At 30.7% G+C, this 23745-nt stretch carries 23 protein-coding genes; 6 read left to right on the forward strand and 17 right to left on the reverse strand.

Features of this window, described 5'->3' with window-relative positions:
- Positions 1 to 120: 120 nt before the first annotated feature.
- From CW733_RS07875 to lptB, 4 genes are all read left to right on the forward strand, one after another.
- Positions 121 to 1086, forward strand: a complete 966-nt coding sequence (locus CW733_RS07875; RefSeq protein ID WP_100996673.1) for an SIS domain-containing protein — start codon at positions 121 to 123, stop codon at positions 1084 to 1086.
- The gene (tatC, locus tag CW733_RS07880; protein WP_100996674.1) at positions 1086 to 1925 is read left to right on the forward strand and encodes a twin-arginine translocase subunit TatC; all 840 of its coding nucleotides are present in this window, start codon (positions 1086 to 1088) and stop codon (positions 1923 to 1925) included. The genes CW733_RS07875 and tatC overlap by 1 nt, the downstream gene beginning before the upstream one ends.
- Complete coding sequence (locus tag CW733_RS07885; RefSeq protein ID WP_100996675.1) at positions 1906 to 2256, forward strand: carboxymuconolactone decarboxylase family protein; 351 nt, start codon at positions 1906 to 1908, stop codon at positions 2254 to 2256. The genes tatC and CW733_RS07885 overlap by 20 nt, the downstream gene beginning before the upstream one ends.
- Before the next feature lie 66 nt (positions 2257 to 2322).
- Positions 2323 to 3063: an LPS export ABC transporter ATP-binding protein gene (lptB, locus tag CW733_RS07890; protein ID WP_100996676.1), complete on the forward strand. Its 741-nt coding sequence runs from the start codon at positions 2323 to 2325 to the stop codon at positions 3061 to 3063.
- A gap of 137 nt (positions 3064 to 3200) precedes the next feature.
- On the opposite strand, the gene CW733_RS07895 is transcribed toward lptB, so the two are convergent.
- From CW733_RS07895 to CW733_RS07905, 3 genes are all read right to left on the reverse strand, one after another.
- The gene (locus CW733_RS07895) at positions 3201 to 3797 is read right to left on the reverse strand and encodes a hypothetical protein (protein WP_100996677.1); all 597 of its coding nucleotides are present in this window, start codon (positions 3795 to 3797) and stop codon (positions 3201 to 3203) included.
- 140 nt (positions 3798 to 3937) lie between these two features.
- The gene (locus tag CW733_RS07900) at positions 3938 to 4744 is read right to left on the reverse strand and encodes a TerC family protein (RefSeq protein ID WP_100996678.1); all 807 of its coding nucleotides are present in this window, start codon (positions 4742 to 4744) and stop codon (positions 3938 to 3940) included.
- Positions 4744 to 5490 carry a phosphatidylcholine/phosphatidylserine synthase gene (locus CW733_RS07905; protein WP_100996679.1) on the reverse strand — a complete coding sequence of 249 codons (747 nt, stop codon included), beginning with the start codon at positions 5488 to 5490 and terminating at the stop codon, positions 4744 to 4746. Before CW733_RS07905 ends, CW733_RS07900 begins: the two co-directional genes overlap by 1 nt.
- 282 nt (positions 5491 to 5772) lie before the next feature.
- Between CW733_RS07905 and CW733_RS07915 the strand changes: the two genes are divergently transcribed.
- Positions 5773 to 6837 carry a PorV/PorQ family protein gene (locus tag CW733_RS07915; RefSeq protein ID WP_232730412.1) on the forward strand — a complete coding sequence of 355 codons (1065 nt, stop codon included), beginning with the start codon at positions 5773 to 5775 and terminating at the stop codon, positions 6835 to 6837.
- Between the two features lie 103 nt (positions 6838 to 6940).
- Entirely contained in the window at positions 6941 to 8122 is a 1182-nt protein-coding gene (locus CW733_RS07920; protein ID WP_100996682.1) for a DUF4105 domain-containing protein, read from the forward strand.
- Between the two features lie 206 nt (positions 8123 to 8328).
- Here CW733_RS07920 and CW733_RS07925 read toward each other — a convergent pair whose 3' ends face one another.
- From CW733_RS07925 to neuC, 14 genes are all read right to left on the reverse strand, one after another.
- Positions 8329 to 9723: a sugar transferase gene (locus CW733_RS07925; RefSeq protein ID WP_100996683.1), complete on the reverse strand. Its 1395-nt coding sequence runs from the start codon at positions 9721 to 9723 to the stop codon at positions 8329 to 8331.
- Positions 9724 to 9779: 56 nt separating this feature from the next.
- Positions 9780 to 10790, reverse strand: a complete 1011-nt coding sequence (locus CW733_RS07930; RefSeq protein ID WP_100996684.1) for a glycosyltransferase family 4 protein — start codon at positions 10788 to 10790, stop codon at positions 9780 to 9782.
- Positions 10750 to 12102, reverse strand: coding sequence for an O-antigen ligase (locus CW733_RS07935; protein ID WP_100996685.1), 1353 nt, complete (start codon positions 12100 to 12102; stop codon positions 10750 to 10752). Before CW733_RS07935 ends, CW733_RS07930 begins: the two co-directional genes overlap by 41 nt.
- A complete protein-coding gene (locus CW733_RS07940) occupies positions 12099 to 13181 on the reverse strand; it encodes a glycosyltransferase family 4 protein (protein ID WP_100996686.1) in 1083 nt (360 codons plus the stop codon). The genes CW733_RS07935 and CW733_RS07940 overlap by 4 nt, the downstream gene beginning before the upstream one ends.
- Entirely contained in the window at positions 13182 to 14300 is a 1119-nt protein-coding gene (locus tag CW733_RS07945) for a glycosyltransferase family 4 protein (protein WP_100996687.1), read from the reverse strand.
- A complete protein-coding gene (locus CW733_RS07950) occupies positions 14300 to 15292 on the reverse strand; it encodes a glycosyltransferase family 2 protein (RefSeq protein ID WP_100996688.1) in 993 nt (330 codons plus the stop codon). The genes CW733_RS07945 and CW733_RS07950 overlap by 1 nt, the downstream gene beginning before the upstream one ends.
- A 1-nt stretch (position 15293) precedes the next feature.
- Complete coding sequence (locus CW733_RS07955) at positions 15294 to 16826, reverse strand: glycosyltransferase family 2 protein (protein WP_100996689.1); 1533 nt, start codon at positions 16824 to 16826, stop codon at positions 15294 to 15296.
- Positions 16807 to 17967, reverse strand: a complete 1161-nt coding sequence (locus CW733_RS07960) for a glycosyltransferase family 4 protein (protein ID WP_100996690.1) — start codon at positions 17965 to 17967, stop codon at positions 16807 to 16809. The genes CW733_RS07955 and CW733_RS07960 overlap by 20 nt, the downstream gene beginning before the upstream one ends.
- A 171-nt stretch (positions 17968 to 18138) precedes the next feature.
- Positions 18139 to 18861 (reverse strand): glycosyltransferase family 2 protein, encoded by a 723-nt coding sequence (locus CW733_RS07965; RefSeq protein WP_100996691.1) that lies wholly within the window; start codon positions 18859 to 18861, stop codon positions 18139 to 18141.
- A gap of 35 nt (positions 18862 to 18896) precedes the next feature.
- Positions 18897 to 19460, reverse strand: coding sequence for a serine O-acetyltransferase (locus CW733_RS07970; RefSeq protein ID WP_100996692.1), 564 nt, complete (start codon positions 19458 to 19460; stop codon positions 18897 to 18899).
- A 5-nt stretch (positions 19461 to 19465) separates the two neighbouring features.
- A complete protein-coding gene (locus tag CW733_RS07975; RefSeq protein ID WP_100996693.1) occupies positions 19466 to 20869 on the reverse strand; it encodes a UDP-glycosyltransferase in 1404 nt (467 codons plus the stop codon).
- Between the two features lie 6 nt (positions 20870 to 20875).
- Complete coding sequence (locus tag CW733_RS07980) at positions 20876 to 21709, reverse strand: GNAT family N-acetyltransferase (protein ID WP_100996694.1); 834 nt, start codon at positions 21707 to 21709, stop codon at positions 20876 to 20878.
- Positions 21706 to 22620 carry a polysaccharide deacetylase family protein gene (locus tag CW733_RS07985; protein ID WP_100996695.1) on the reverse strand — a complete coding sequence of 305 codons (915 nt, stop codon included), beginning with the start codon at positions 22618 to 22620 and terminating at the stop codon, positions 21706 to 21708. Before CW733_RS07985 ends, CW733_RS07980 begins: the two co-directional genes overlap by 4 nt.
- A 3-nt stretch (positions 22621 to 22623) precedes the next feature.
- Entirely contained in the window at positions 22624 to 23742 is a 1119-nt protein-coding gene (gene neuC, locus CW733_RS07990; protein ID WP_100996696.1) for a UDP-N-acetylglucosamine 2-epimerase, read from the reverse strand.
- Positions 23743 to 23745 lie beyond the last annotated feature (3 nt).

A 23745-nucleotide genomic window follows, 5' to 3' on the forward strand; every position in this document is an offset into this window, starting at 1 on the left:
TTTTAATTTTTCGCTAAATTTGTCGAGATTATCAACAATCACGAAATCGAAGTTATTTTACGCAACTTTTAAAGATAACAAAATCTTTTCAATTGCTACCTAATCTTAAAATGATATATTTTGAATACTAAGGAATCTATACTAAAAATCGCTAAAGAAACCATAGCATTGGAAAGTGCCTCTATTAGTAATCTAGCTACTTTAATTGATGAAGACTTCGCTGATGCTGTGCAACTTATATACAAATCTAAGGGAAGAGTAATAATTACTGGTATTGGTAAAAGCGCTATTATTGCAACAAAAATTGTAGCTACAATGAATTCTACAGGAACTCCTGCTGTTTTTATGCATGCTGCAGATGCAATTCATGGTGATTTAGGTTTAATTTTAGAAGATGATGTTGTTATTTGCATTTCTAAAAGCGGTAACACACCTGAAATTAAGGTACTTGTGCCTTTAATAAAGAATGCAAAAAATAAAATGATTGCCATAACGGGTAATAAAGACTCTTTTTTAGGTACACAAGCAGATTATGTATTAAATGCTTATGTTGCAAAAGAGGCTTGCCCAAATAATTTAGCACCAACAACAAGTACAACTGCGCAATTAGTAATTGGTGATGCTCTAGCTGTTTGTTTGTTAGAAATACGTGGTTTTTCTAGTAAAGATTTTGCAAAATACCATCCTGGAGGTGCTTTAGGGAAAAAATTATATTTACGTGTACATGATTTATCATCGGTTAATAATAAACCGCAGGTACAGCCTGATACGGATTTAAAAACTGTAATAATAGAAATATCAGAAAGTATGCTTGGTGTTACTGCTGTTGTAGAAAATAATAAAATTGCAGGTATTATTACAGATGGTGACTTAAGACGTATGCTTACTAAAGTCGATAATTTTTCTGGTTTAACTGCTAAAGATATTATGAGCAGTAATCCTAAAGCCATAAATGAAGATGCAATGGCTGTTGATGCCATGGACGTTATGGAAACTTATGGTATTTCTCAATTACTTGTAGAAAACAATGGCAATTATGCAGGTGTTGTGCATTTACACAATTTAATAAAAGAAGGTATTATTTAATGGTGAAAACAGATGTAAACAGTATGTCGTTTTTAGATCACCTTGAAGATTTAAGATGGCATTTAATTAGAATATTTATTGCTATACTCGTTTGTGGGATTGTCGCGTTTATTTTTGGAACGTTTATAATGGATAACATTATTATGTGGCCAAAAAAGATGACGTTTCCTACCTACCAATGGTTATGTAGTATGTCTACTTTTTTTGGTATTGAAGACACCACCTTCTGTCAAGCAGAATTCCCTTTTATTATTCAGAATAGGACAATGGCTGGACAGTTTTCGGCACATATATGGACTTCTTTCTATGCAGGATTTATTGTTGCATTTCCTTATATAATCTATCAGCTTTGGCATTTTATAAGCCCAGGAATGAAAGTAAATGAGCGAAAAACCTCTAGAGGCTTCATTATTATTTCATCTTTATTATTCTTTATTGGTGTACTGTTTGGATATTTTATTATAATTCCATTATCGATAAATTTCCTTGCCAATTATATAGTAAGTACAGAAATTTTAAACGAAATAGATATTAGTTCTTACATTTCCTTAATTAGATCTTCTTCTTTAGCTGCAGGTTTTGTATTCGAGCTTCCTATTATTATATACTTTTTAACCAAAGTTGGTTTAGTAACACCCGAAATTTTAAAAAAATACAGAAAATTTGCACTTGTTATAGTGCTTATTCTTTCAGCAATTATAACACCTCCAGATATTGCAAGTCAGGTTATTGTAGCAATACCAATATTGATTTTATATCAAGCCAGTATTTTTATATCTAGAATGGTAGTCAAGAAACAGAATAAGAAAAATAAAAAAGATGTCAGGATCAGTAGTTAAAGAATTCAACGATTATCGTACAAAAATGAACGATAAGATATTAGCAGATAATAATAAGGTAATAAAACGCATCTTTAATTTAGATACAAATGCTTTTGCAGAAGGTGCTTTAGATGTTGCCACAAAAGAACTTTTAGGCCTTGTTGCCTCTACAGTTTTACGTTGTGATGATTGTATTAAGTACCATTTAGAATCTTGCCATAAAGCAGGATTATCTAAAGAAAAAGTAGTAGAAACACTTAGTATTGCAACCTTAGTAGGTGGAACAATTGTAATTCCTCATTTAAGAAAAGCTTATGAATATTGGGATGCATTAGAATCTCAAAGTTAAACTTTAGCTAAACCGAATTTAGATTAAAGCCAGTTTTGTATTTTTATCTAATATAATATTTAACACATGAAATTAAAAGCCGAACATTTAATGAAGTCCTACAACGGACGAAAAGTTGTAAAAGACGTTTCTCTAGAAGTAAATACTGGAGAAATTGTTGGATTACTTGGACCTAATGGTGCTGGAAAAACAACGTCTTTTTACATGATTGTTGGCTTAATAAAACCTAATGGTGGAAATATATTTCTAGAAGGCACAAACATTACCAAATACCCAATGTACAAGCGTGCTCAAAATGGTATTGGTTACTTGGCACAGGAAGCTTCGGTTTTTAGAAAATTGAGTATTGAAGACAATATTCTAAGCGTTTTACAAATGACTAAGCTGAGTAAAAAAGAGCAATTACATAAAATGGAATCGCTTATTGATGAGTTTAGTTTAGGACATATTAGAAAAAGTCGTGGCGATTTATTGTCTGGTGGAGAACGAAGAAGAACAGAGATTGCGCGTGCCTTGGCAACCGATCCTAATTTTATTCTTTTAGATGAACCTTTTGCTGGTGTAGATCCTGTTGCAGTAGAAGATATTCAGCGAATTATTGCACGATTAGCAAAGAAAGATATTGGTATTCTTATTACAGACCACAACGTACAAGAAACTTTAGCAATTACAGATAGAACATACTTAATGTTTGAAGGTGGTATTCTTAAAGCTGGTGAGCCAGAAGAGCTTGCTGCAGACGAAATGGTACGTAAAGTGTATTTAGGACAGAACTTCGAGTTACGTAAAACTAAGATTGATTTCTAGTTTAAATAGTGATATTAAACTTTACCCACTCCTAAAGACTATGAATTAAAAAACGAGGCTATACATAAAAAACACCTTTAATAAAACAGGCTATACAGTTGTTTTATTAAAGGTGTTTTTTTTATGCAATAAATTAATTAACCTCTTCGTCTCTCCAATAAAACCATCATCATTAAACTAAGCATAATACGATCGTCGTCGTCGTTATCTATTGGCTTAACAAGTTCAACTTTAAATTCCTTACCAAAGAAAGAAGGCTCTTTTTTTAACTGTACAATAACTTCATCTCTTAAATTGGTAACATTGTAAGTAGGATGAAACATATAACCTGTAAAAAACCCTAAAATTGGTATTTCTCCAAGTATAGAATCTACAACCTTTACCCAAGGATTACTTTCTTTTATATGGTATTGTACTTTCTCGTTTTGATCTATAATTTCGTAATTGGCTTTCCAAATTGAAGCCCAACCTTTTCTTGCTACTTTACCAATAATAGAACCATCTGCATCTTTTAATGCGTATGCAGCAGAAAAATCTAACCATTGGTTTGCTGCAATAGTATAAGCAATATCTGTTTTATTAGAATTGGAATATATAGTAATAGCCTCTTTAAGCTTAAACATTTTTTGTTTTACATAAGCCACAGTGGTTCCATCTGTATTTTTAGCTGTAAAATCGTTAGATAATGTGCCAATATTAAAACTAAAATGTAATGGGAATTTTAAATCTTTCATATTATAAATTATATTTTATCCTATTCTTACTCTTTTCCTAGGGAAAAGACACAGTTATGTAATTACTCTTGATTAATAACTTATTGAAATATTTTAAATGAAACAAAAATAAGGTTTCAACTTCAACTGCTACTGAAAACTTATTCTGCCTTATGCGTACTCTCCTTTAACAGTTTCTTTTGGTAACGACCTTGTACAACATCTACAATTACAAGTATCGCAATTACAAAATAGAATGTTGTTTTACTCATTGGTACAATTTCTTCTCCAAAGAAATGTAAGTGAGCCAAATGGCCACCTTCGGTAATAAGCATAATCCCAACTATAAAAAGGATAAATAACCCTAAGACTTCATACATTCTATTTTTAGATAAAAAACTAGAAATTTTATCTGCCATAAATAGCATTAATAATCCACTAGCTACAATGGCAATAGCCATAACGATAAAAGCGACTGTAGAATCCTCAATCTCTCTTGTTAAACCAATGGCTGCTAAAATAGAATCGAAAGAAAAAACCAAATTCATAATTACAATACTTGTAATAGCTGCATTTGCCGTTTTTGTACCACGTTCACTATCTTCTATTTTATGACTGTCTTGTTGAAGTGAAATCATGTGCCATATTTCTTTAATAGCAGTATAAATAATAAAAGCACCACCTATAAGCACAATAATACTGTGTCCATTAAATGAAAACTTTACAACATCTTCTATCTCTCCTGTTAGCCAAGAAAAAGGTTCTTGAAAAAAGACAATAACTTTTACCAATACAAATAATAATATTATCCTTAAAAAAATAGCTATTAAGATTCCTTTTTTACGAACACTTTTTTGTTCGGATAGTGGTGCTTTTTTAGATTCTAAAGAGATGTATAATAAGTTATCGAAACCTAAAACGGCTTGTAAAGCCACTAGCATAATAAGTGTAAAAATAATTTGACCCATTAGTTTTGGTTATTTTGAATTAAAGAGAGGAAAATATATAATAATATAATTACTGGTATTGCTGCAAAATGAAGCACAATTAGTAATACTAGACTTAGAATAATAAAAACATAACGCATTGCATTATTTTTAAAACTATAGTCTTTAAATTTTAAAGCGAATAGTTTAATACCCGAATTAAGCAAGTAGCAACTTAAAAGAGCAAGCCCAATTAAAAACCACTTGTTTAGTATAATTGCATTAATAATATCATTATGTTGAAACTCCATAATTAATGGTAACGACATAATAAGTAATGTATTAGCTGGTGTTGGCAAGCCTTTAAAATAAGTCTGTTGATCTTCATCTAAATTAAACTTTGCTAATCTGTAAGCCGAAGCTAACGTAACAAACAAGCCAATAATTGGAATAAAAGACATTGAAAACCCAGACCAATGTAGCGACCACTCGTTAGATCCTGCCATTGGTGGAGCATCTACAGCAATTTCTATTAGTTTATATAGTACAACTCCTGGTACAAGTCCGCTAGTAACCATATCTGCCAGAGAATCTAATTGTAAACCCAATTCACTTTGCACGTTTAATTTTCTCGCCAAAAGCCCATCGAAAAAATCGAAAAATATGCCTAAAAACACAAATAATGCTGAAGTAACAAAAAGACTGTTAACTGCAAATAATACGGCTATACTTCCGCATAACAGATTAAGAAGCGTTACAAAATTTGGTATAAATTTTTTAATTTGCATTGGTTAGTTTTTTTGTAAAAATAGTAAAGTATTTCAATTTAATATAACACTATACAATATAGTATTTAATTTGAAGTTTAATAGATACCCAAAACAAGTAGATTTTCGATTTTTAAAGATGCTCTTTTCTGCTTTCTTTTCGCTAAAGTTTTAAACCATAACAAAGGCTATGCTTTAAAATTGTATTCCAATAAAGAAAAAAAACACGAGCTCTAAATTCCCTAAAACCTATTTGTTTTGAGTAACTAGAAAAAATATACCATCTTTGTAAAAAAACTGCCATTGAAACTACAACTAACACTTGCGCTAACCATAGTGTCATTAACACTTTTTGGTCAAACCAAATATTCTAACGAATTCATGAACATTGGTGTAGATGCTGCTGCTCTTGGAATGAGCAATGCTGTATCTGCTACTACTAACGATGTTAACGCTGGTTATTGGAATCCTGCGGGATTGGTTAACGTAGAAGATAACCAACTTGCATTAATGCATTCTAGTTATTTTGCAAACATTGCTAATTACGATTATGCTGCATTTGCAATGCCTATAGACGATAGAAGTGCTATTGGAATCTCATTAATACGTTTTGCTGTTGATGATATTTTAGACACCACGCAATTAATTGACGATCAAGGAAATGTTAATTACGATCGTATTAGTTTATTCTCGACAGCAGATTATGGTTTTACATTTTCTTATGCAAGAAAATTACCTATACAAGGTTTAAACTATGGTATTAATGCGAAAGTTATACGACGTGTTATTGGTGATTTTGCTAATTCTTGGGGATTTGGATTCGATGCAGGAATACAATTTGAAAGTGAAAACAATTGGAAATTTGGTTTAATGGCTCGCGATATTACAACAACCTTTAATTCTTGGAGTTACGATGACGAGGCCTTTGCTAGAGTACAAGGTGCTGTAGAAGGACAAAATCAAGAATTGCCTGAATCTTCAGAAATTACAATACCTAAATTACAAATTGGAATCTCTAAAAACTATCTTTTTCATTATGATTATAGCTTAAAAGCTGAACTTGACTTGAATGTACGTTTCGAGCAGAATAATGATGTTATTTCAACTTCTTTTGCTAGTGTAAATCCTGCTTTAGGTTTTGAGTTTGGTTATATAGACATGATATATCTTAGAACTGGTGTTGGTAATTTTCAAAATGAATTACAACTCGACAATTCAGAAAGTCTAGGCTTTCAGCCTAGTTTTGGTGTTGGCTTTAAATACAGAGGCATTCATGTAGATTATGCTTTTACAGACATTGGAGATCAAAGTGCTGCATTATATTCTAACGTGTTTTCTATAAAACTAGATTTTAGCGCTTTTAGATAACAACTATTTTTATAAGAAAGGAGCATGCTGAAAAGCCTTTTAACCAAAGAGAATGATTAATAGAGAACTGCATGTGACCGATTAAAAATAATAAAATAACCACATGAATAAACTTTTACTCACTTCACTTCTACTCTCATTCTTTTTATCATTTTCTCAAGTACCACAACTTACCGAAAACACAGAAATTAGTATTATTACTATTGGGCCTGGAAGTTTGTTAAACGATAGTTTTGGCCACAACGGTTTTAGAGTAAAAAACGAATATCTAGATGTTGTTTACGACTACGGAAGATACCCTTTTAACGACCCTGATTTTTATATAAATTTTGCCAAAGGCAAATTAAAGTATTTAATGGGAGCTGCTAATACTAGAGATGTAGTTGGTTTATACAAACAGCAAAATAGAACAATAAAAGAGCAAGGTCTTAATTTAAACCAAGACCAAAAAGAAGCGCTTCTAAGTTATTTAAGTAATAATTACAAACCAGAAAACAGACCATATCTTTATGATTTTTTCTACGATAATTGCGCTACTAAAATGCGTGACGTTTCTGAGACTGTTTTAAATGGTGACATAGAATATAAGACACCTAAAGTATATAAAGAAGAAACATTTAGAGACCTTATTCAAAATAATTTATATTGGAATTCTTGGGGAAGTTTTGGTATTGATATTGCCTTAGGTTCTGTTATCGATAAGGTTGCTAGCCCTAGAGAATATATGTTTTTACCAGAAAACATCTTTCAGTTTTTTGAAGAAGCTTCGTTTAAAAGTTCTAATAAACAAGTAGTAAAAGAATCTAGAATACTTTATGCTCAAAATGGTGATTTTGAAAAGGATAGTTTTTTTACAAGTCCTATTTTTATACTTTCAATATTAAGTTTATTTATTTTATTTGTTACTTATAAGGATAATAAAAACGCTAAACGCTCTAAGTGGCTAGATACCGTACTGTTTACAATAACAGGTGCTATTGGCTTACTATTAGTACTACTTTGGTTTGCTACAGACCATTCTGCCACTGCATACAATTACAATTTACTTTGGGCTTGCCCAATTAGTTTAATAGCCTTATTTCAAGTTTCTAAAAACACTCCAAAACGTTGGTTTATAAGCTATTTAAAATTTCTTGTTATTATGTTGTGTTTAATGACGTTGCATTGGTTTATTGGAGTGCAAGTTTATGCTTATGGGCTTATTCCATTACTAATAGCATTAGCTGTGAGGTATGTTTATTTGATTCGGTTTTTTGGAAGTAAAGACTCGAAAAAACAAAGTTAATACTTAAGACTGGTTGCTTTTTCTCGCAAAGTCGCTAAGGTGGAACAAAAAAACTGAAGCCTTTAAGAACTCTCTTATCGGACTCTTTTCCGAAGGAAAATAAACAACACTGTTTTGTGGTTACTCTTGTTTCTTAATACTACGTATTTATTTATTATTTAATTTTACTGAAGACTAAAAACTAAGACTAAAGACTGCCTATTAACCTACTGTCCTCTAAAGAAAATAACTGTACTTAAAGTTTTAATAATAATATTAAAATCAAGTAAAAAACCACGATGTTTTATATAATACAAATCGTACTCTAGCTTAACTAAACTGTCATCAATACTAGACCCATAACGTGCATTTACTTGAGCCCAACCAGTTAAACCTGGTTTTACAATATGCCTTGTATGGTAGAAAGGTATAACCTGAGCTAACTCGTTAACAAACATTGGTCGTTCTGGTCTTGGACCAATAATACTCATTTCTCCTTTAATAATATTTATTAATTGCGGTAGCTCGTCTAAACGTGTGGTTCTTAAAAAACGCCCAAAAGCAGTTACTCTGGAATCATTTTTTTGAGCCCAAACTGCTCCTCCAGCTTCAGCATTAGTTACCATACTTCTAAATTTAAAAATTTTGAAGGGCTTTCCATTTTTTCCAACGCGTTCTTGAGAATATAATAATGGACCTCTATTGCCAATAGCATTTCCTATTACAATAAATGGTAATACCACTAGAGAACATAAAACACCGAAAACAGACAAAATCACATCAAAAAACCTTCTATAGGCTAAATAGAACCTGTTTTTATTGTTTCTACTAAATGGAAAATCTTTATAAAAATCTTTCCCAATAAACTGTACAGGTACTCTGTAAGACATATCTTCATACACCTGTGTGTATTCTCTAACTGGATAGCCACGTTCTAGAAGCGTTGTTAAATCAACATATATAGATGAAGAAATAGTTTCAGAATTATAACTTGCAATAACAATTTCAGAGATATTTTCTTCAGAAATAATTTCGTGAATTTGATTCGCTTTATACTCCGTTATTCCTTTGAATTTTATGGAGTCTTCTTTTTCTGCTTCACAATTAATAAATCCAATAATTTGATAATTTGGATCTGCTTTTTTTATTGATGAAACTACAGCTTCAATACTAGACGTTTCACCAACTAACAATGCTCTTTTATAAAATCTAGGTGAAGCTATAAACGTAATATAAGCCAACCTCCATAGTAATAACGGAAATAATATAGCTAAATAAAAGTAAAGTATTTGAATACGGTTTTCGGGTAATGTTGGTGTGTAATAAGGTGTTAAAAGATAGACAAGCACTGTTACTGAAGTTGTAAGTAGTATTGCATTGGTAACAGTTTCTATTTTACTAGATTTTTTTAAATCGTAAAGCTCGAAAACGGTACCAAAACCCATGACATAAATTACTAAAACAACTAACCATCTCCAATGTGTTTCATCAATTTTAATATAATCGAATCCTGAAAAATAACTAAACCCATATAAAGCAAGACTAATAGATAAAATATCGAAAAGTCTTAACAAGATCTTACGTTCTGATATTTCAAAATGAATATTAGACTGTTTGGTCATGAGTTACTTGGTGTAATTTTGCGTAAATATAATAAGTTATATGTGGTTTGCAAGATTTATTCTAAAATTGACTTCCATTTCTCCTTAACTATTTGCCAGTTATACAGTTCTACCTTTTTTCTTGCTTGACCAATTAATGGTTCTATTACTTCTTGATTATTTTTAAGTTTTAAAATCGCTGCAACAAAAGCATCGACATTATTTAATGGAACTAATAAACCATCTAGATTATTTTCAATTAAAAAAGGCAAGCCACCAACATTTGTAGATATTACAGGTAATCCTAATGCCATAGCTTCTATAACACTTACAGGCATGTTATCGAAATTAGTGGTATTTATAAAAATATTATAATCTTTAGAGCGTGTAATCCATTCTTGTTTAGATAGCTTTCCTGTAAAATCAACTTCTACATTTAAGGATTCTGCAAAAGCTTTTGTGTCTTCTAAACTACCATCGTTATCTGGACCAACCATTGTTAAACTTGCTCCTTCTCCTATATCATGAAGTGCTTTTAAAATTGAAACTGCCAATTTAGGGTTATATACTTCTGAAAATGAACGCACCCAAAGTAACCTAATGACTTCTATTTCCCTTTGTTTAAAAATATAGTTATCTAAAGCTATTGCATTTGGAATTATTGCAATATTATGATATCCAAAACTTTCAAAATTAGATTTTATATATTCTGAAGGCGCTACGTTTATATATGCATTCTTAAAAATTGCTGTACTTAGTTTGGGACTATTTTTAAGCCGGTTTGGTAAATTACCACCATGTAAAATAGGTAGATATTTAAGTTGTAATAAACGACACAACCAGCTTGTTAAATAGGCATAATAGAAATTTTGAGTACTATACGTATCTATTAAAACATAATCTGCCCACTTTTTATTTTTTAGTATTGAGAGTAACATGTCTAGCAATCTAAAAAACTTATTCTTCTTGTTGGATACTGCTTTTACAGAATAACCTTCCGCAGATAAAGCATTACCAAGCGTATCTATAGTAGTGGCTGTTTTACCTTTACTGGATAACTTGTTTCCTATGTAGAGGAGGTTTTTCATAGTTTATAGTTAGTAAACACAAGCCGTAAACAAATGCTGGTGCAGCAATACGCATGGACGAATGATTAATCGTTAAGAACCAAAATAGGAAAAAAGAATAAAAAAAGATGTTAGATTTATTTCTTATTCTAAGTAATAATGGTGTAATAAATAAAATTCCAAAGGCTATCAACCCAAAAAGTCCGTGCTCAGATAAAATACGACTCATTTCATTATGAGATGCAGCTTTAATACCTGTTTTTTCAAAACGCAACTCTTTAGATTTCCCTACTCCAATTCCCAAAAAAGGGTTTTCTAAAAAGGCATTTAATTCGAATGCCATTAGATCACTACGTCCAGTTGAAACATCTTCTTTTTCTCTACCTAAGGCATCTTCATTATTGTACCTTTTATCTATAAAACCACCTGTTTCTATTGAGGATATTGTCCAAATCGAAAGACCCAAAACAACAAACAATGTTGATAAAAGAGCAACACGTTTCCTGTTTTTACTTGTAGACTTTTTGTAATAAAATAAAACATAAAAAACCATCATAATAACAGCTACAAAAACACCTCCACGACTAAAGGTAACGATGGCACGAAACGAAATAACAGCTAACAAAAGAACATTAATTATTTTAAATAATTTATAAGGTGCTTTAGAAAAAAACCGAACACAAAAAACAAACATTCCAAGTCCTAACACTGTTGCCACTTGATTGGGTCCAAAACCTCCAGAGGTACTAAAATTAGAACCTGTACTACTTATAACCTCACTAACACTTGGGTTGTAAAGAAAAAGATATGTGGTTGTAGAAATTAAAGGCAAACCAATATAGAGTAGTAGTTTTTGAAAACTTGAATACGTAATCGCTTTTTGATAACAAAAGATTGCAGCAATACCTAAACACACTGGTCCACTTAAATTAAAAGCAATCGCCTTTCTAATAACAGTTTCTGCAGTTTGATTAAATCCTGTAACAAAAACACCAGGAATTAGTAGTAGAATGTATAGTACATAAACAAAACTATTTTGGGAAATTCTAGTACTGATTATACCTACTACACTAAAAAAAATAACCATGTATTTTGAAGCTTCGTATAAAATACTTCCACCTGTCATCCTTATAAAAACCTCAGCACCTACAATGTAACCACAAGCAAATAAAATCTCTAATGTCCTGCCATTAATTGGCGATTTTATTATTCTAAAGAAAAAATAAAAAAAAATGGCTAATAAATAAACATTAGAAAGCACAGGAAGTATATAAACTGCAAGGGCAATTAACACATGTAATCCTATTAATTTTATGTCGCTTAAAAACTTCACTGGGCTTCTAAAGTAATATTATAATTCGTTATTAATGTATCTATTACTTCTTTAGAAGAATAAAGTTTAAGTACATGTGTATTAAAGGCTTTACCTTTTTCTACTGCTAATTGTGGATCATCTATATAATATTGAATTGCTTTCGCTAATAAAACACTATTCTTAGATGGCACTAAAACACCTAACTCTCCATCTAATATTACTTTACCACACTCTCCAACATTGGTAACCACAACTGGTAAAACTGAAAGTCCATACTCCAAAAGTGCCATTGGCAAACCTTCTGAAACTGATGATAATATACCAATATTACTTTGGCTTAATGTATACGGAACATCTACAATACTTCCATAAAAAAAAACATTTTTGCTTAATCCTAGTGCCTTTACTTTTTCTAAAATAGTTTTTGAATAGGTGTCATCGAATGTTTTCCCAACACAATGTAAAGTCCATTCTGGATTTGTTTTTAAAAGTGCTTCAAAAGCTTCTATTGCATTAAGATGGTCTTTATCTGGACGTAAATTTGCTAAACAGATTATGCGCTTGCCTTCTTTTCCTTTTAATTGTGTTTTTCCTTCAATAGTATGCTCTATTACAAAGTTTGGCATAAAACTAACTAGACGACATTTAAGATTAAGTTTAGACCATGCTACCAAATTCTCATTCACACAAAAAATTCGAGAAAAGGATTTAGAGCATTGTTTTAAAATAAGTTGGTTAGTTTTACTTGTTGTAGCTCTATTACCAAAATGGTCGTGCCATACAATATTTACACGCTTATTTAAAGTTTTTATTACAGTAGCTAAAAAAAACGAAGTTCCATGTGCGTGGATAATATTTATGTTTTCAGACTTAATAAATGCACTAAGCTTTTTAATTGCTTTAATATCTACAGTCTTTTGCTTATTTAAAAACAGATAATTAACTTGAGTATCAATACTTTCTTTTAACATACCCTCTTCGCGTGTTGCACACAAATAAGACGCTTCTACTTTAGAAGCTAAAGCGTTGGCTATATTAACTGCTACGCGCTCTGCTCCTCCTGGATGTAAAGAATCTATTAGTTGTAAAACTCTCATTTATTGCTTTAATAGTTTAACTATTTCACTCTCGAAAAGATCTAAAGTATAATGTTGCGACCATTTTAAGGCTAATTCTGACATTAAACTTAAACGTTCTTTATCTGCTACTACATTAATTATTGTTTGTGTTGCATCCTCTAGTTCAGACTCAATTAAAACACCTCTTTTCCCATAATCTAACATAAAAGGCACACATGATATTTTAGTAACTACTGGAATACAACCAAAAAACATCGCTTCTGCAATGGCTTTTGGCCAACCTTCTGACTTAGAAGGTAATATTGAAAAATGAGCTATTTTTAATGCCTCTTTTACAATGTCTTTAGTTTTATTGCCATGAATATTAATAATGCTTTCTATCCTATTTTCTGAAATATATTGAAATAATTCGGCTTTTAAAACACCATCGCCAAACAAATCTAAACTTACATTATATCCTTTTCGCTTTAAGTTTTCGATAATCTGAATTGCTAATAACGGTCTTTTACCAGTTACTAAGCTACCTACAAAAATAAACTTAAGTTCTGTGTTGTACTCACGATTTGGTGCTTTTTCTATTTCCGATTGGCTATATGTTGCTGTAAAAAATGATTTTATATTTTTAGTTTGATTTTTCCAGTTTCCATAAACCAAAACTTGAATATTTTTAGTTAAAATGGTGTTGCTCAATAACCATTTTTGAAAACGATAACTTAAAGGTTGTTTTGCTTTAGGAGCCCAATTACCAGCATATTTTGCTGTTTTTATTTTCTTTGGAAAAAAAACTTGAGCAATACAACCTAATAATCCAATATTTCCTGGGCAACGTAAGTGAATATGATCTGCTTGTTTACACGCTATAAAGATTCTAAAAAAGATAACTGGCAAATTTAACAACGCTAGTAAAATATGGTTTACGCTTGTAAATTGAATACTTGGTATAGATTGTAATTGTATATTTTGATGCTTATAAGGTATTTCTATAGCATTAATATTGTTTTCAACTTTTGGAGCAATAACAGTTACATTATCTACATGCTTAAGCCACACATTCATTTCGCGAACATAAGGTGCATAACTATAAACCTGTTGGTTTACAGTTTTGTGTAAAGCATGAGAAATAATTAAAAACCGCATTATTTAATTTTTGGAGCATTAAAAAACAAAGAGAACCAGCCTACAATTCTTCCTAAGCTCTCGGTGAGTGCTTCTTTTCTATTGGTTGTTGTAATTACATTAAGCAATCTTACTTTGGTTAGCAAGATAGCGGTTACGTGCCATTTAAACCTCGCTTTTAGAGTAGGATTAGCATATTTTACACGCCATACATACCAACCATTTCTAATAACCATTTTACCATAGCTAAATTTATTTGGTCTACCAGAAGCATCGTGATAATGCGCTAATTGCGCTGCAGTATTAATGTATAACTTCCCTAATTTTGCTAATCGTAAAGAGAAATCTGCATCTTCATATAAACCATAACCTATAAAATAGTTAGAAAAAGATAAGGTATTAAACACTTCCTTCTTGTAGGACGATACACCTCCCATTATTTGTTCTACTGGATACACTTTTCCTGAAGGCGGTAAAAAACTTACCGATCTTCCATGAGAAAATGTAGGCATAAAACCTGGTTGTGCATCTGGTAAAACACCAAACAGACGCCTTATTTTAAAACGCAATGGCTCTTTACGCTGCCAACCATCATAATAAAAATAGTTCTTATCGTTTGCTTTCGTTTGCTGTTGCCAATCTATTTCGTTTGTAATATAACCGCCTACAGCTAATGCCTTCGGTTTTGTTTTGTATGTGCTTATTAAAGCTTCAAAGTAGTTTGGCGTTAATATAATATCGTCGTCAAGAAAACAAATAATCTCTGTAGCAGTTTCAACTAAATTAATACCATAATTACGTTGTTTTGTGAGTCCGCGATTTGCTTCATCAACTTTATAATAGCTCAAACTATCAAACGTATTTTCTTTTAAAACAGTTTCCGTTTTATTATCTGTAGAACCATCAATAATTAAAATGGTATTTGGATATAGCGTTTGCTTTTTAACCGATTGTAACAACTTTAAAAGTGGTTGCGGTCTCATGTATGTGCAAACGATTAGAGAGAAATTCATATTAAAAATTTAAATTATTTAATCTATTTGCCCACGTTTTACTTAAACTCCATCGCTTCTTAAAAGTACTATAATATTTAAATGGATTCTTTATCGCTTGACTTTTATAGAATTTAAACAATAACGTTAATTTATAACTCTTTAGTTGCTGTATTGATTTATACTTTAAATTATAAAGCATAACTGTTGGAGATGGTTTAGGTTCTACATTTTCTTTTTCCCAATCATGTATATGCTTATTTCTAAAGCCTCCTATTGGTGCTTTTAGATGTTTTAACTGTACATAAGGAAGATAGATAACATCAACACCATTATTTCTAAGTTGCATTCCAAAGTCTGTATCCTCGCCAAAACCATGCTCGAAAGCCATATCGAATTTTAAGTTTTTTAAAGCACTTGTTTTTACAATACTACAACCAGAACCAAAAGCAGCCCATTGTATAGGTACTTTATGTTTTTCGGTTTCGTTCGCTCTTAAACAACTTAAAGTTATCGCTTTAAAATCGTGCGTTTGCATAAATTTCACAGCTTGATCTATTGTGTCTTTATTAAACCTTATATCATCGTCTGCCATAAAAACATAATCTGATGTCACTAATTCTAAGCCAATATTTCTGGCATTACATGCACCTGTTTGCGCTATAAGTTTATGATTTATTTTAAATGGCCAATCTTCGGTTTTAATGTAGTTTAATTCTGTTTTTGTAATCCCACTATCGTCTTGCTCTATTAGTATTACTTCTACAGGTACTAGTGTTTGCTTAGCTAAATCCTTTAAAACATCATACAAATATTTGGCTCTTCCTAATGTTGGTATTAGCACAGAAATTGAAGAATATACTATCGTTTTTGTAGTATCAGTTTTAGATGTTATTACGTTACCAAATGTCTTCTGTTTAAAAAACAGGCTTTTTATTAAAGGAATTAATGAAATTCTTTTTTCGAAAATTAGCAGATTTAAAAATAATAAAACCGTCCAACGTGCTCTAAAATGTTCTTTAACAAACTTAAACAATTCCGAAGCAGTTGCTTTTCTATCTACATAATCTTCATTATTATTTTCTACAATTTCTGGAGAAAAATAACAAAGCAAACCATTCTCCATTCCTAGTTTTGCGATACTATTTAAATTATAATCTAAACTATTTTTACTGTTTATAGATTCTTTAAATAGTAATAGTTTTTCGCCATAAATTGCGCCACAATTACTATGCATTAACCAAGTAGGGAAATTTGTTTCTCTATTTACATTAATAAAAAGTGAATCTTCAACATAGCCAATGGCATCTCCCAAATAGGTAGATTTACCATTAGAAACCATAACATTATTTGAGGTAAAACAAGACTTTAAAGCTTTAGTATTAATGTTACTTTTATTTGAAATATGACTCCAAGCAATAATACGGTTACTATACTTAGAAGCTAAAAGAAATAATGCCTTTGTAGGCTCTTTTTCTGCAAGCACTATAGTTTCGCTAGTTGTATTGTCAATAACCTTAACAACGGTATTGTTTTTATGAAAGAGAATAAGCATCTATTGTCTTTTTATAAAATTCGATAGATTGCTTTGCAACAATTTCTGAACTAAATTTTAATATTATCTTCTCTCTAGCTGCTACTGAAAACTGACCTCTTAAAGTTTCATTTTCTAAAAGGTCAATAATTTTATTTGCATAATTATCGTGTTCTTTAGGATGCACCAAAAAACCATCTTCTCCATCATTAACAATCTCTTTTGCCCAACCAACGTTTGATGCTACTATTGGTTTCTTTAAAGCCATTGCTTCTAACCAAGATACTGGTAAAGCTTCTGCAAAAGTAGGAAAAACACAAAGTGTTGCTTTTTCTATATGTTCTCTCATTTTAGAATAAGGCACAGCACCAATATAGTTTACTTTCCCTATGGCTTCTTTAGTAAATAACGGTTGCATTAATTGCCAAGTAGATTGTGTTTGCGTTTTAATATCTGGGCTATCTTTACCTACTAATACTAAAGTTGCTTCTGGATACTTTTTATTCACTTTATTAAAAATAGAAGGTAATTCTAGAAGTCCTTTTTTTCTTATTAGCGTACCGAAATATAATATGGTTTGATTTTTTTCTTTTGAAAGACTACCTGAAGGCTCGAAGTCCTCTATATTAACAGCATTTGGAATTACGGTAAATGGTTTGTTTAAATTGAAAAGTTTATTCGTTAACTCACCCGTAAATTGGCTTACCGAAATAATACCGTCTACAGATTTTAGAGCCTGCTTTTCATGGAAGCGATTAATAGCTTTTACTTTTCTATGGTCTAAATGACAGAAATAAGTATCAGATCCATTTTCTCTAATCACTATTGGGCACTTTATATTTATAAACGAAGCAATACCTGTCCAATCTGGAGCTTCTACAATCTCTATTTTTTGTTCTTTATGTAGTTTGTTTATTAGTTTTTGAATTTTTTTACGCGTTAAAATCCATGATAAACCTTTTAACTTTGGGTTCTTAATTTTATAGAATTGAATACCATTATCGTTGAATTCGACATCTTCTTTTTGACCGTAAATAAGCAAAGAAACATCATGCCCTTGTTTTTTTAAAGCAACAGCAAGGTGTTTTATACTTGTCCCTATTCCTCCCGAATGACCAATACGTTCGTGAGGATACTCTGGAGTTAGGAATGCTATTTTCATAAATTTGATAGTTTCGTTTTTAAACCTATTACTCTTACTACTTTAATAATCGCTTCTTAATTTATAATAATTGCTAAAAATAACATTGACAATCCATAGATAACATTAAATCTCAAGCTTGTATAAATAAACGTTTGCCCTAAAAATCTTGACAAAATAGCAAAACATGCTTTATAAACATTTATATTTTAGGATGCAATAGATTGCTCTAACACCATCTTTCCAACCTATCTTCTTACCTTCTTCATAGGTTCTACCATAGTAACTTATACCAACTTCGTAAGCACGAATATTTTTAATTCTAGACATTTTCGCAGTCACTTCTGGTTCGAAACCAAACCGGCTTTCTACTAAATTAAGAGACTTAATATGTTCTGCTTTAAACATTTTATAACAGGTTTCCATGTCTGTAAAGTTCATATTTGTCATCATATTACTTAAAAAAGTCAAAAACTTATTTCCTAAACTGTGCCAGAAAAATAAAATACGATGTGGATTACCACCAATAAATCGACTGCCATAAACAACATCTGCAAAACCATCTATTATTGGTTTTAAAAGCTTATTATACTCATTAGGATCATACTCTAAATCTGCATCTTGAATAATAATTAATTCTCCAGTAGCTTCTTTTATACCTCTGTGTAAAGCTGCTCCTTTTCCATAATTTTTATCTTGCTGATACAGTTTCATATTAACATCTTTATGAGAACTAATATAATTTTCAATAACCTTCACTGTATTATCACTACTAAAATCATTAACAATAATGATCTCTTTTTCTATAGCATTAAGCAATGTAACAGCTATTACTTTATCTAAAATTAGATGAATAGTTGCTTCTTCATTGTAAGCAGGTATAATTATAGAAAGCTTATTAAATTTTGGGTTCATAGTGTTTTTAAATACAATTTATTAAGTTCAAAATATTACACATAGTCTTTTGAGCCTTGGTAAGATATTATTTGTGATGGTGTTGGTGCAACTACTGCATTAGTTTTTACATTAAAATTAACTAAGCTATTTGCACCTATTAAAACATTATTTCCAATTGAAATTCCTCCAACAATAACTGCATTTGGGCCAATAAAAATACTATCTCCTATTTTAGGCACACCTTTATATTTACCTCTATTTAACACACCTATTGTTATGCCTTGAGAAATATTACAATACTCGCCAATAGTAGCGTCTCCATGGATTACTACACCTCCAAAATGTCCTAAATACAAACCTTTACCAATAGATGTCCTATAAGAAATATCGAAACCATATTTATGTTTTATTCTTCTTAAATACAAAAAGAAAAAATAAAATAAAACTTTGTTTCGTCCGCGATAATGTTGGCAACTTCTAAAGACAATAGAGAATTTAACACCAGGAGCTGTATAAAATAAAAGTTGTTTAACACAACTAAAAAAAGAAGGTTTAGAACTTAAACCATAACGTTTTAAATCTTCACCAAGAATATGTTTTAAGCTCGAATCACTCATTTTTATTATATATTTTCTTTAGATAGTATTGCTGTAATTGCTTTTAAAATACGTTGCGACGATTCTTTTTGTGGTGATTTACAAATAGTATCGAACCATAATTTCGCCTTTTCTACAGTATCTGATTCTTTATTAATAATACCTACTATTTTGGCTTCAATCTCTTCAGCTTTATCAAAATATATTACTGCTCCATTTGGCATTGAACGAAAGTGAACATATTTATAACATTGATGTATATCCCAATACGTATTTAACTGTACTTCTTGATTGTAATTAAAATAACCACAGGCTTTATTAAATGCAGCATAATCGAAAACCATAGACGAACCTAAATTTACAACAAACAAAGAGTGAGCTATTGTATTAGATAACAATACATTATCCTCCCTACTAGGTAACATTGTATTCCAAGTATTATTTACATTTTGCCATTTTGGTGCAACCTCTACAATCAAGCCATTATATTTAGAAACGATATTATCGTATCTGCCAGAAAAATCTACTGGGCATTTTCTAAAAACAATACCTAGATTATAACCTTTTGTGTTTAAAGATGCTATTGCCTTAGCAAAATCTTCTAAGTACTTTGGGTCATCTGGTGAAGTAGTAACATCGTCTCCCGAAAAACAAACATATTCTTTTTTAGAATCTAGATTATAGTCTTTATAAAATGCTTCTTTAGTTTTTATTGTTTCGTTGTCGTAATGTGGTTCGAACTGTGGTGTTCCAGTTACTATTATTTGATTCGCTTTAATTTGAGGATAATATTGATGCATTTCTTTTTTCATGAAATCACTCCACACAAAATAATAGTCTGTATCCACAACTAGTGTTGCTTTTGGCAAATTATCCCAAGAAAAAATAAATGTAGCTGTAGGGATATCAATATCTCGAGCTGCCAATAAAGGTGCTATAGCATCCACAATTCTCTGGTTAGTACAAAAAATAAAATCTGGTTTCTCTTTTTTTAAAGTATTAATACACGAGTTGTAATAACCTGTAGATCGTTCTTTTTTATTAATGATTTGCTTAATTTTTTCAAGCCCTTTTGCAGATGAAAATAAAAATATTATAACTTTAGTAATTACGTTTTTTACAACTGCTTTTATAGATTTGTTACTTGCAGGAAATTTATATGCGTTATAAATAGGATCTCCTGCATTCTTAATATTTAAATTTAATTCTATCGTTTTTCTTACGTTCTTTAATATATCTGTAAGCCAATGCGGTTTAATGTTATCTAGTCTAATTTCTTTATATCCCATTTCTGAAATAGAAAACGGAGTGCTATTCCAGTACGTAATATCAAGATTTTGTGCTTTAGCTAAATCGTGAAATTTAGTAAACGCAAAATTACGAAGCGCTATACCTGAAGGAATAAGAATAAATATTTTTTTGTTTTTCATAATAATTTACAAGCTACCTATTCTACCATGATCTGAAAAATTTCTATTAACAACAAACTCGTTGTCCAATGGTTTTTCTGAAAGAAATGTAATATCGCAAAAATAGTTTTCTTCAATTGGATTTAAGCGCCAAGGCACAACATTTTTATAATCTAAAGCCCAATTGTTTTTAGCTAGTTTTTTTGTTTCTAAGTTATTCCAAGAGGTAATATAATCGATCCAACGGTAGCCTAATGCCCAAGCTTGCTCTTCGAAAGCATTAATATCTACAATATTTACAGCTCTTAATCCTCCAACATTTTCTTGACTTACAGCTTGAGACCCATCATTAAACACTAATCCTTTAACACCTGGTTGTTGGAAATAATGTGATTTCGCATCTAATAAATCTTCAATATTTACTTCTATATTTCTACAAACCGATTTAAAAGATTGATCTTCTAATTTAGGATTAACCTTTACATAGCGAACCAAATCGTAATAACGAATCCATCTCATGTTTCTATACAAACCTAAACCAGCCTCGTTGGCTGCTGTTGCTGCTAATGGATAATAGTTTCTTGCTAATGCATATAATTTACCTAAAACGCCTTGACCTCTACATTCTACATCTAGATACACATTAATTATCCAAGCTAAACCGCCTTGAAAATTAGCTCCTACATGGCCAACAACTTCTTGATTATTGTTTAAACAAATAAAAGAGCGTCCATATTTAGCGTTCCCATATTGCCATTCCCAAAATTCTAATTTATGTAAAGGATGGTTGGCTCTATATATTTTTATAAAAAAAGCACGTAGTTTATCCCAATCTTGTATTGTTGCCTCTCGTGTTATCATATTTTATAGTTTTTTCCTCCAATAACATCGTTACAATCAAATCTATTTAAAAGCAGTTTATCCTGAGGATTCAAATTTACACCTCGTTTAGTTGTAAACCCAAATTTATAACCAGCTAATGTTGCTAATTTAGAAACCTCAGCAGTACAAGCTTCGTCTGTTCCATAAGGATAAGCAACAGTATCTATTTTAGTTTTTGTTAAGCTTTCAAAATAATTTTTAGAGCTTTCTAATTCTTTAGTTATGTCTTTTAATGGTAACAAACCTAGTGGATAATGACTATGCGTATGGCTTCCTAGATAGCCTAAATTTGCTAGTTCCTGTAAGTTATTGGTAGTCATATACAAATCGTTTAATACTTCATTTTCATTAAAATGATTAGAAAACAATTCGTTTATTACTTCTTCTTGTTCTTTATAGTCTAATACAAAATTTAATATATATTTTAAAACAGCGCTTTTTTCGTCATCATAAATGTAAATCGCTTTTATTTTAGCGACATCTATAGTTTGCAATTTACTTTTGTATTTATTTTCAATTCTTTTTAAGATTATTTCAGATTCAATTTTTGATCTTAATAAATGAATTTTGTGGACTGTCGATATTTTTTTCTCTTGATAGTTAATTGAATTTGCAAAAAACATTGCCGGAATATTAAGTTCGTTTAATATTGAAAACCCAAAATCAACTTGTTCTTTTAGTCCATCATCAAAAGTTATTAAAATATAATTTTCTTTACTTGAAAGGATTTGTTCAGAATTATCTAATAAATCTTTTGAAGCTATAAATTCACCTTGATTTTGAAGCAATAGCAACTGTTTTTTAAATGCTAAAGGTGTGACTCCAAAAATACTTGGGTATTTAGTTTTAAAATCTTCTCTAATGTAATGGTAGTTACTAACTGTTAGCATAATTTAAATATCCATAAATTGTTTTTGATGATTGGTTTCCCATAAATCTTCCATCAATAATGTTTTTAAAAAAGCTTCCGCACTATTACCTTTTCCAAAGATTTCGGTTTTCTCTATTTCAAATTCTTTTTTATCGTTAATAGCTTTTAATATAGCTTCAGCATTATAACTTGTATTAATAATTGAACCCAATAAAACTCTATTGGCTTGTCTTGTACCAACGTTTATTGTAGGAATTCCATAATAAGGTGCTTCTCTCACACCTGCACTACTATTACCAATTATAAATTTAGATTTTTTTAATAAGGTTAAAAAATATTCGAATCTTATGGATGGGAAAATTCTAAAATTTGAATGGCTTTTTAAAGTTTGATAAGTTTCAAGTATAATTTGGCTTCCTAAATCGTTATTAGGGAAAATTACAACATAATTCTTTTCACTCTTAATTAAGGCTTCTACAAATTGCTTTGCATAGCGTTCCATTTGATCATGCTCTGTTGTTACAGGATGAAACATCGCTACTGCATAATCATCAAAACTAATATTATAATATGCCTTAACAACCTCTAGGCTTGGTAGGTTTTCGGAAAACATAATATCTACATCTGGAGAACCAATACTATAAATAGACTTTGGCAACTCTCCCATTTGCTCCAAACGTTCTTTAGCTTTATCGTTAGCGACAAAATGAATATGACTCATTTTACTTGTAGAATGTCGAATAAGCTCGTCTATAGTACCAGATAATTCGCCTCCTTCAATATGTGCAACTAATATATTATTTAAACTACCAACAATAGCTCCTGCTAATGCTTCTACACGATCTCCATGAATAACAATTAAGTCTGGGTTTATAGTTTTTATAAACTCAGAAAAACCCGAAATGGTCTTAGCCAATGTTAAATCCATTGTAGCCTCGTGTGTGTGGTTGTTAAATGTTGAAATATTTTTAAAACCACAACGTTCAACTTCAATTAATGTATAACCATATTCTTCAAGCATATGCATGCCTGTAACAAATATGTGTACCTCAAATTGACTTTGACTTTCTAGAATTTGGATTAGTGATTTCACTTTTCCGAAGTCTGCTCGTGTGCCTGTTAAAAAAACAATTTTTTTCATTTA

Source organism: Lacinutrix sp. Bg11-31 (genome assembly GCF_002831665.1).
Lineage (GTDB): Bacteria > Bacteroidota > Bacteroidia > Flavobacteriales > Flavobacteriaceae > Lacinutrix.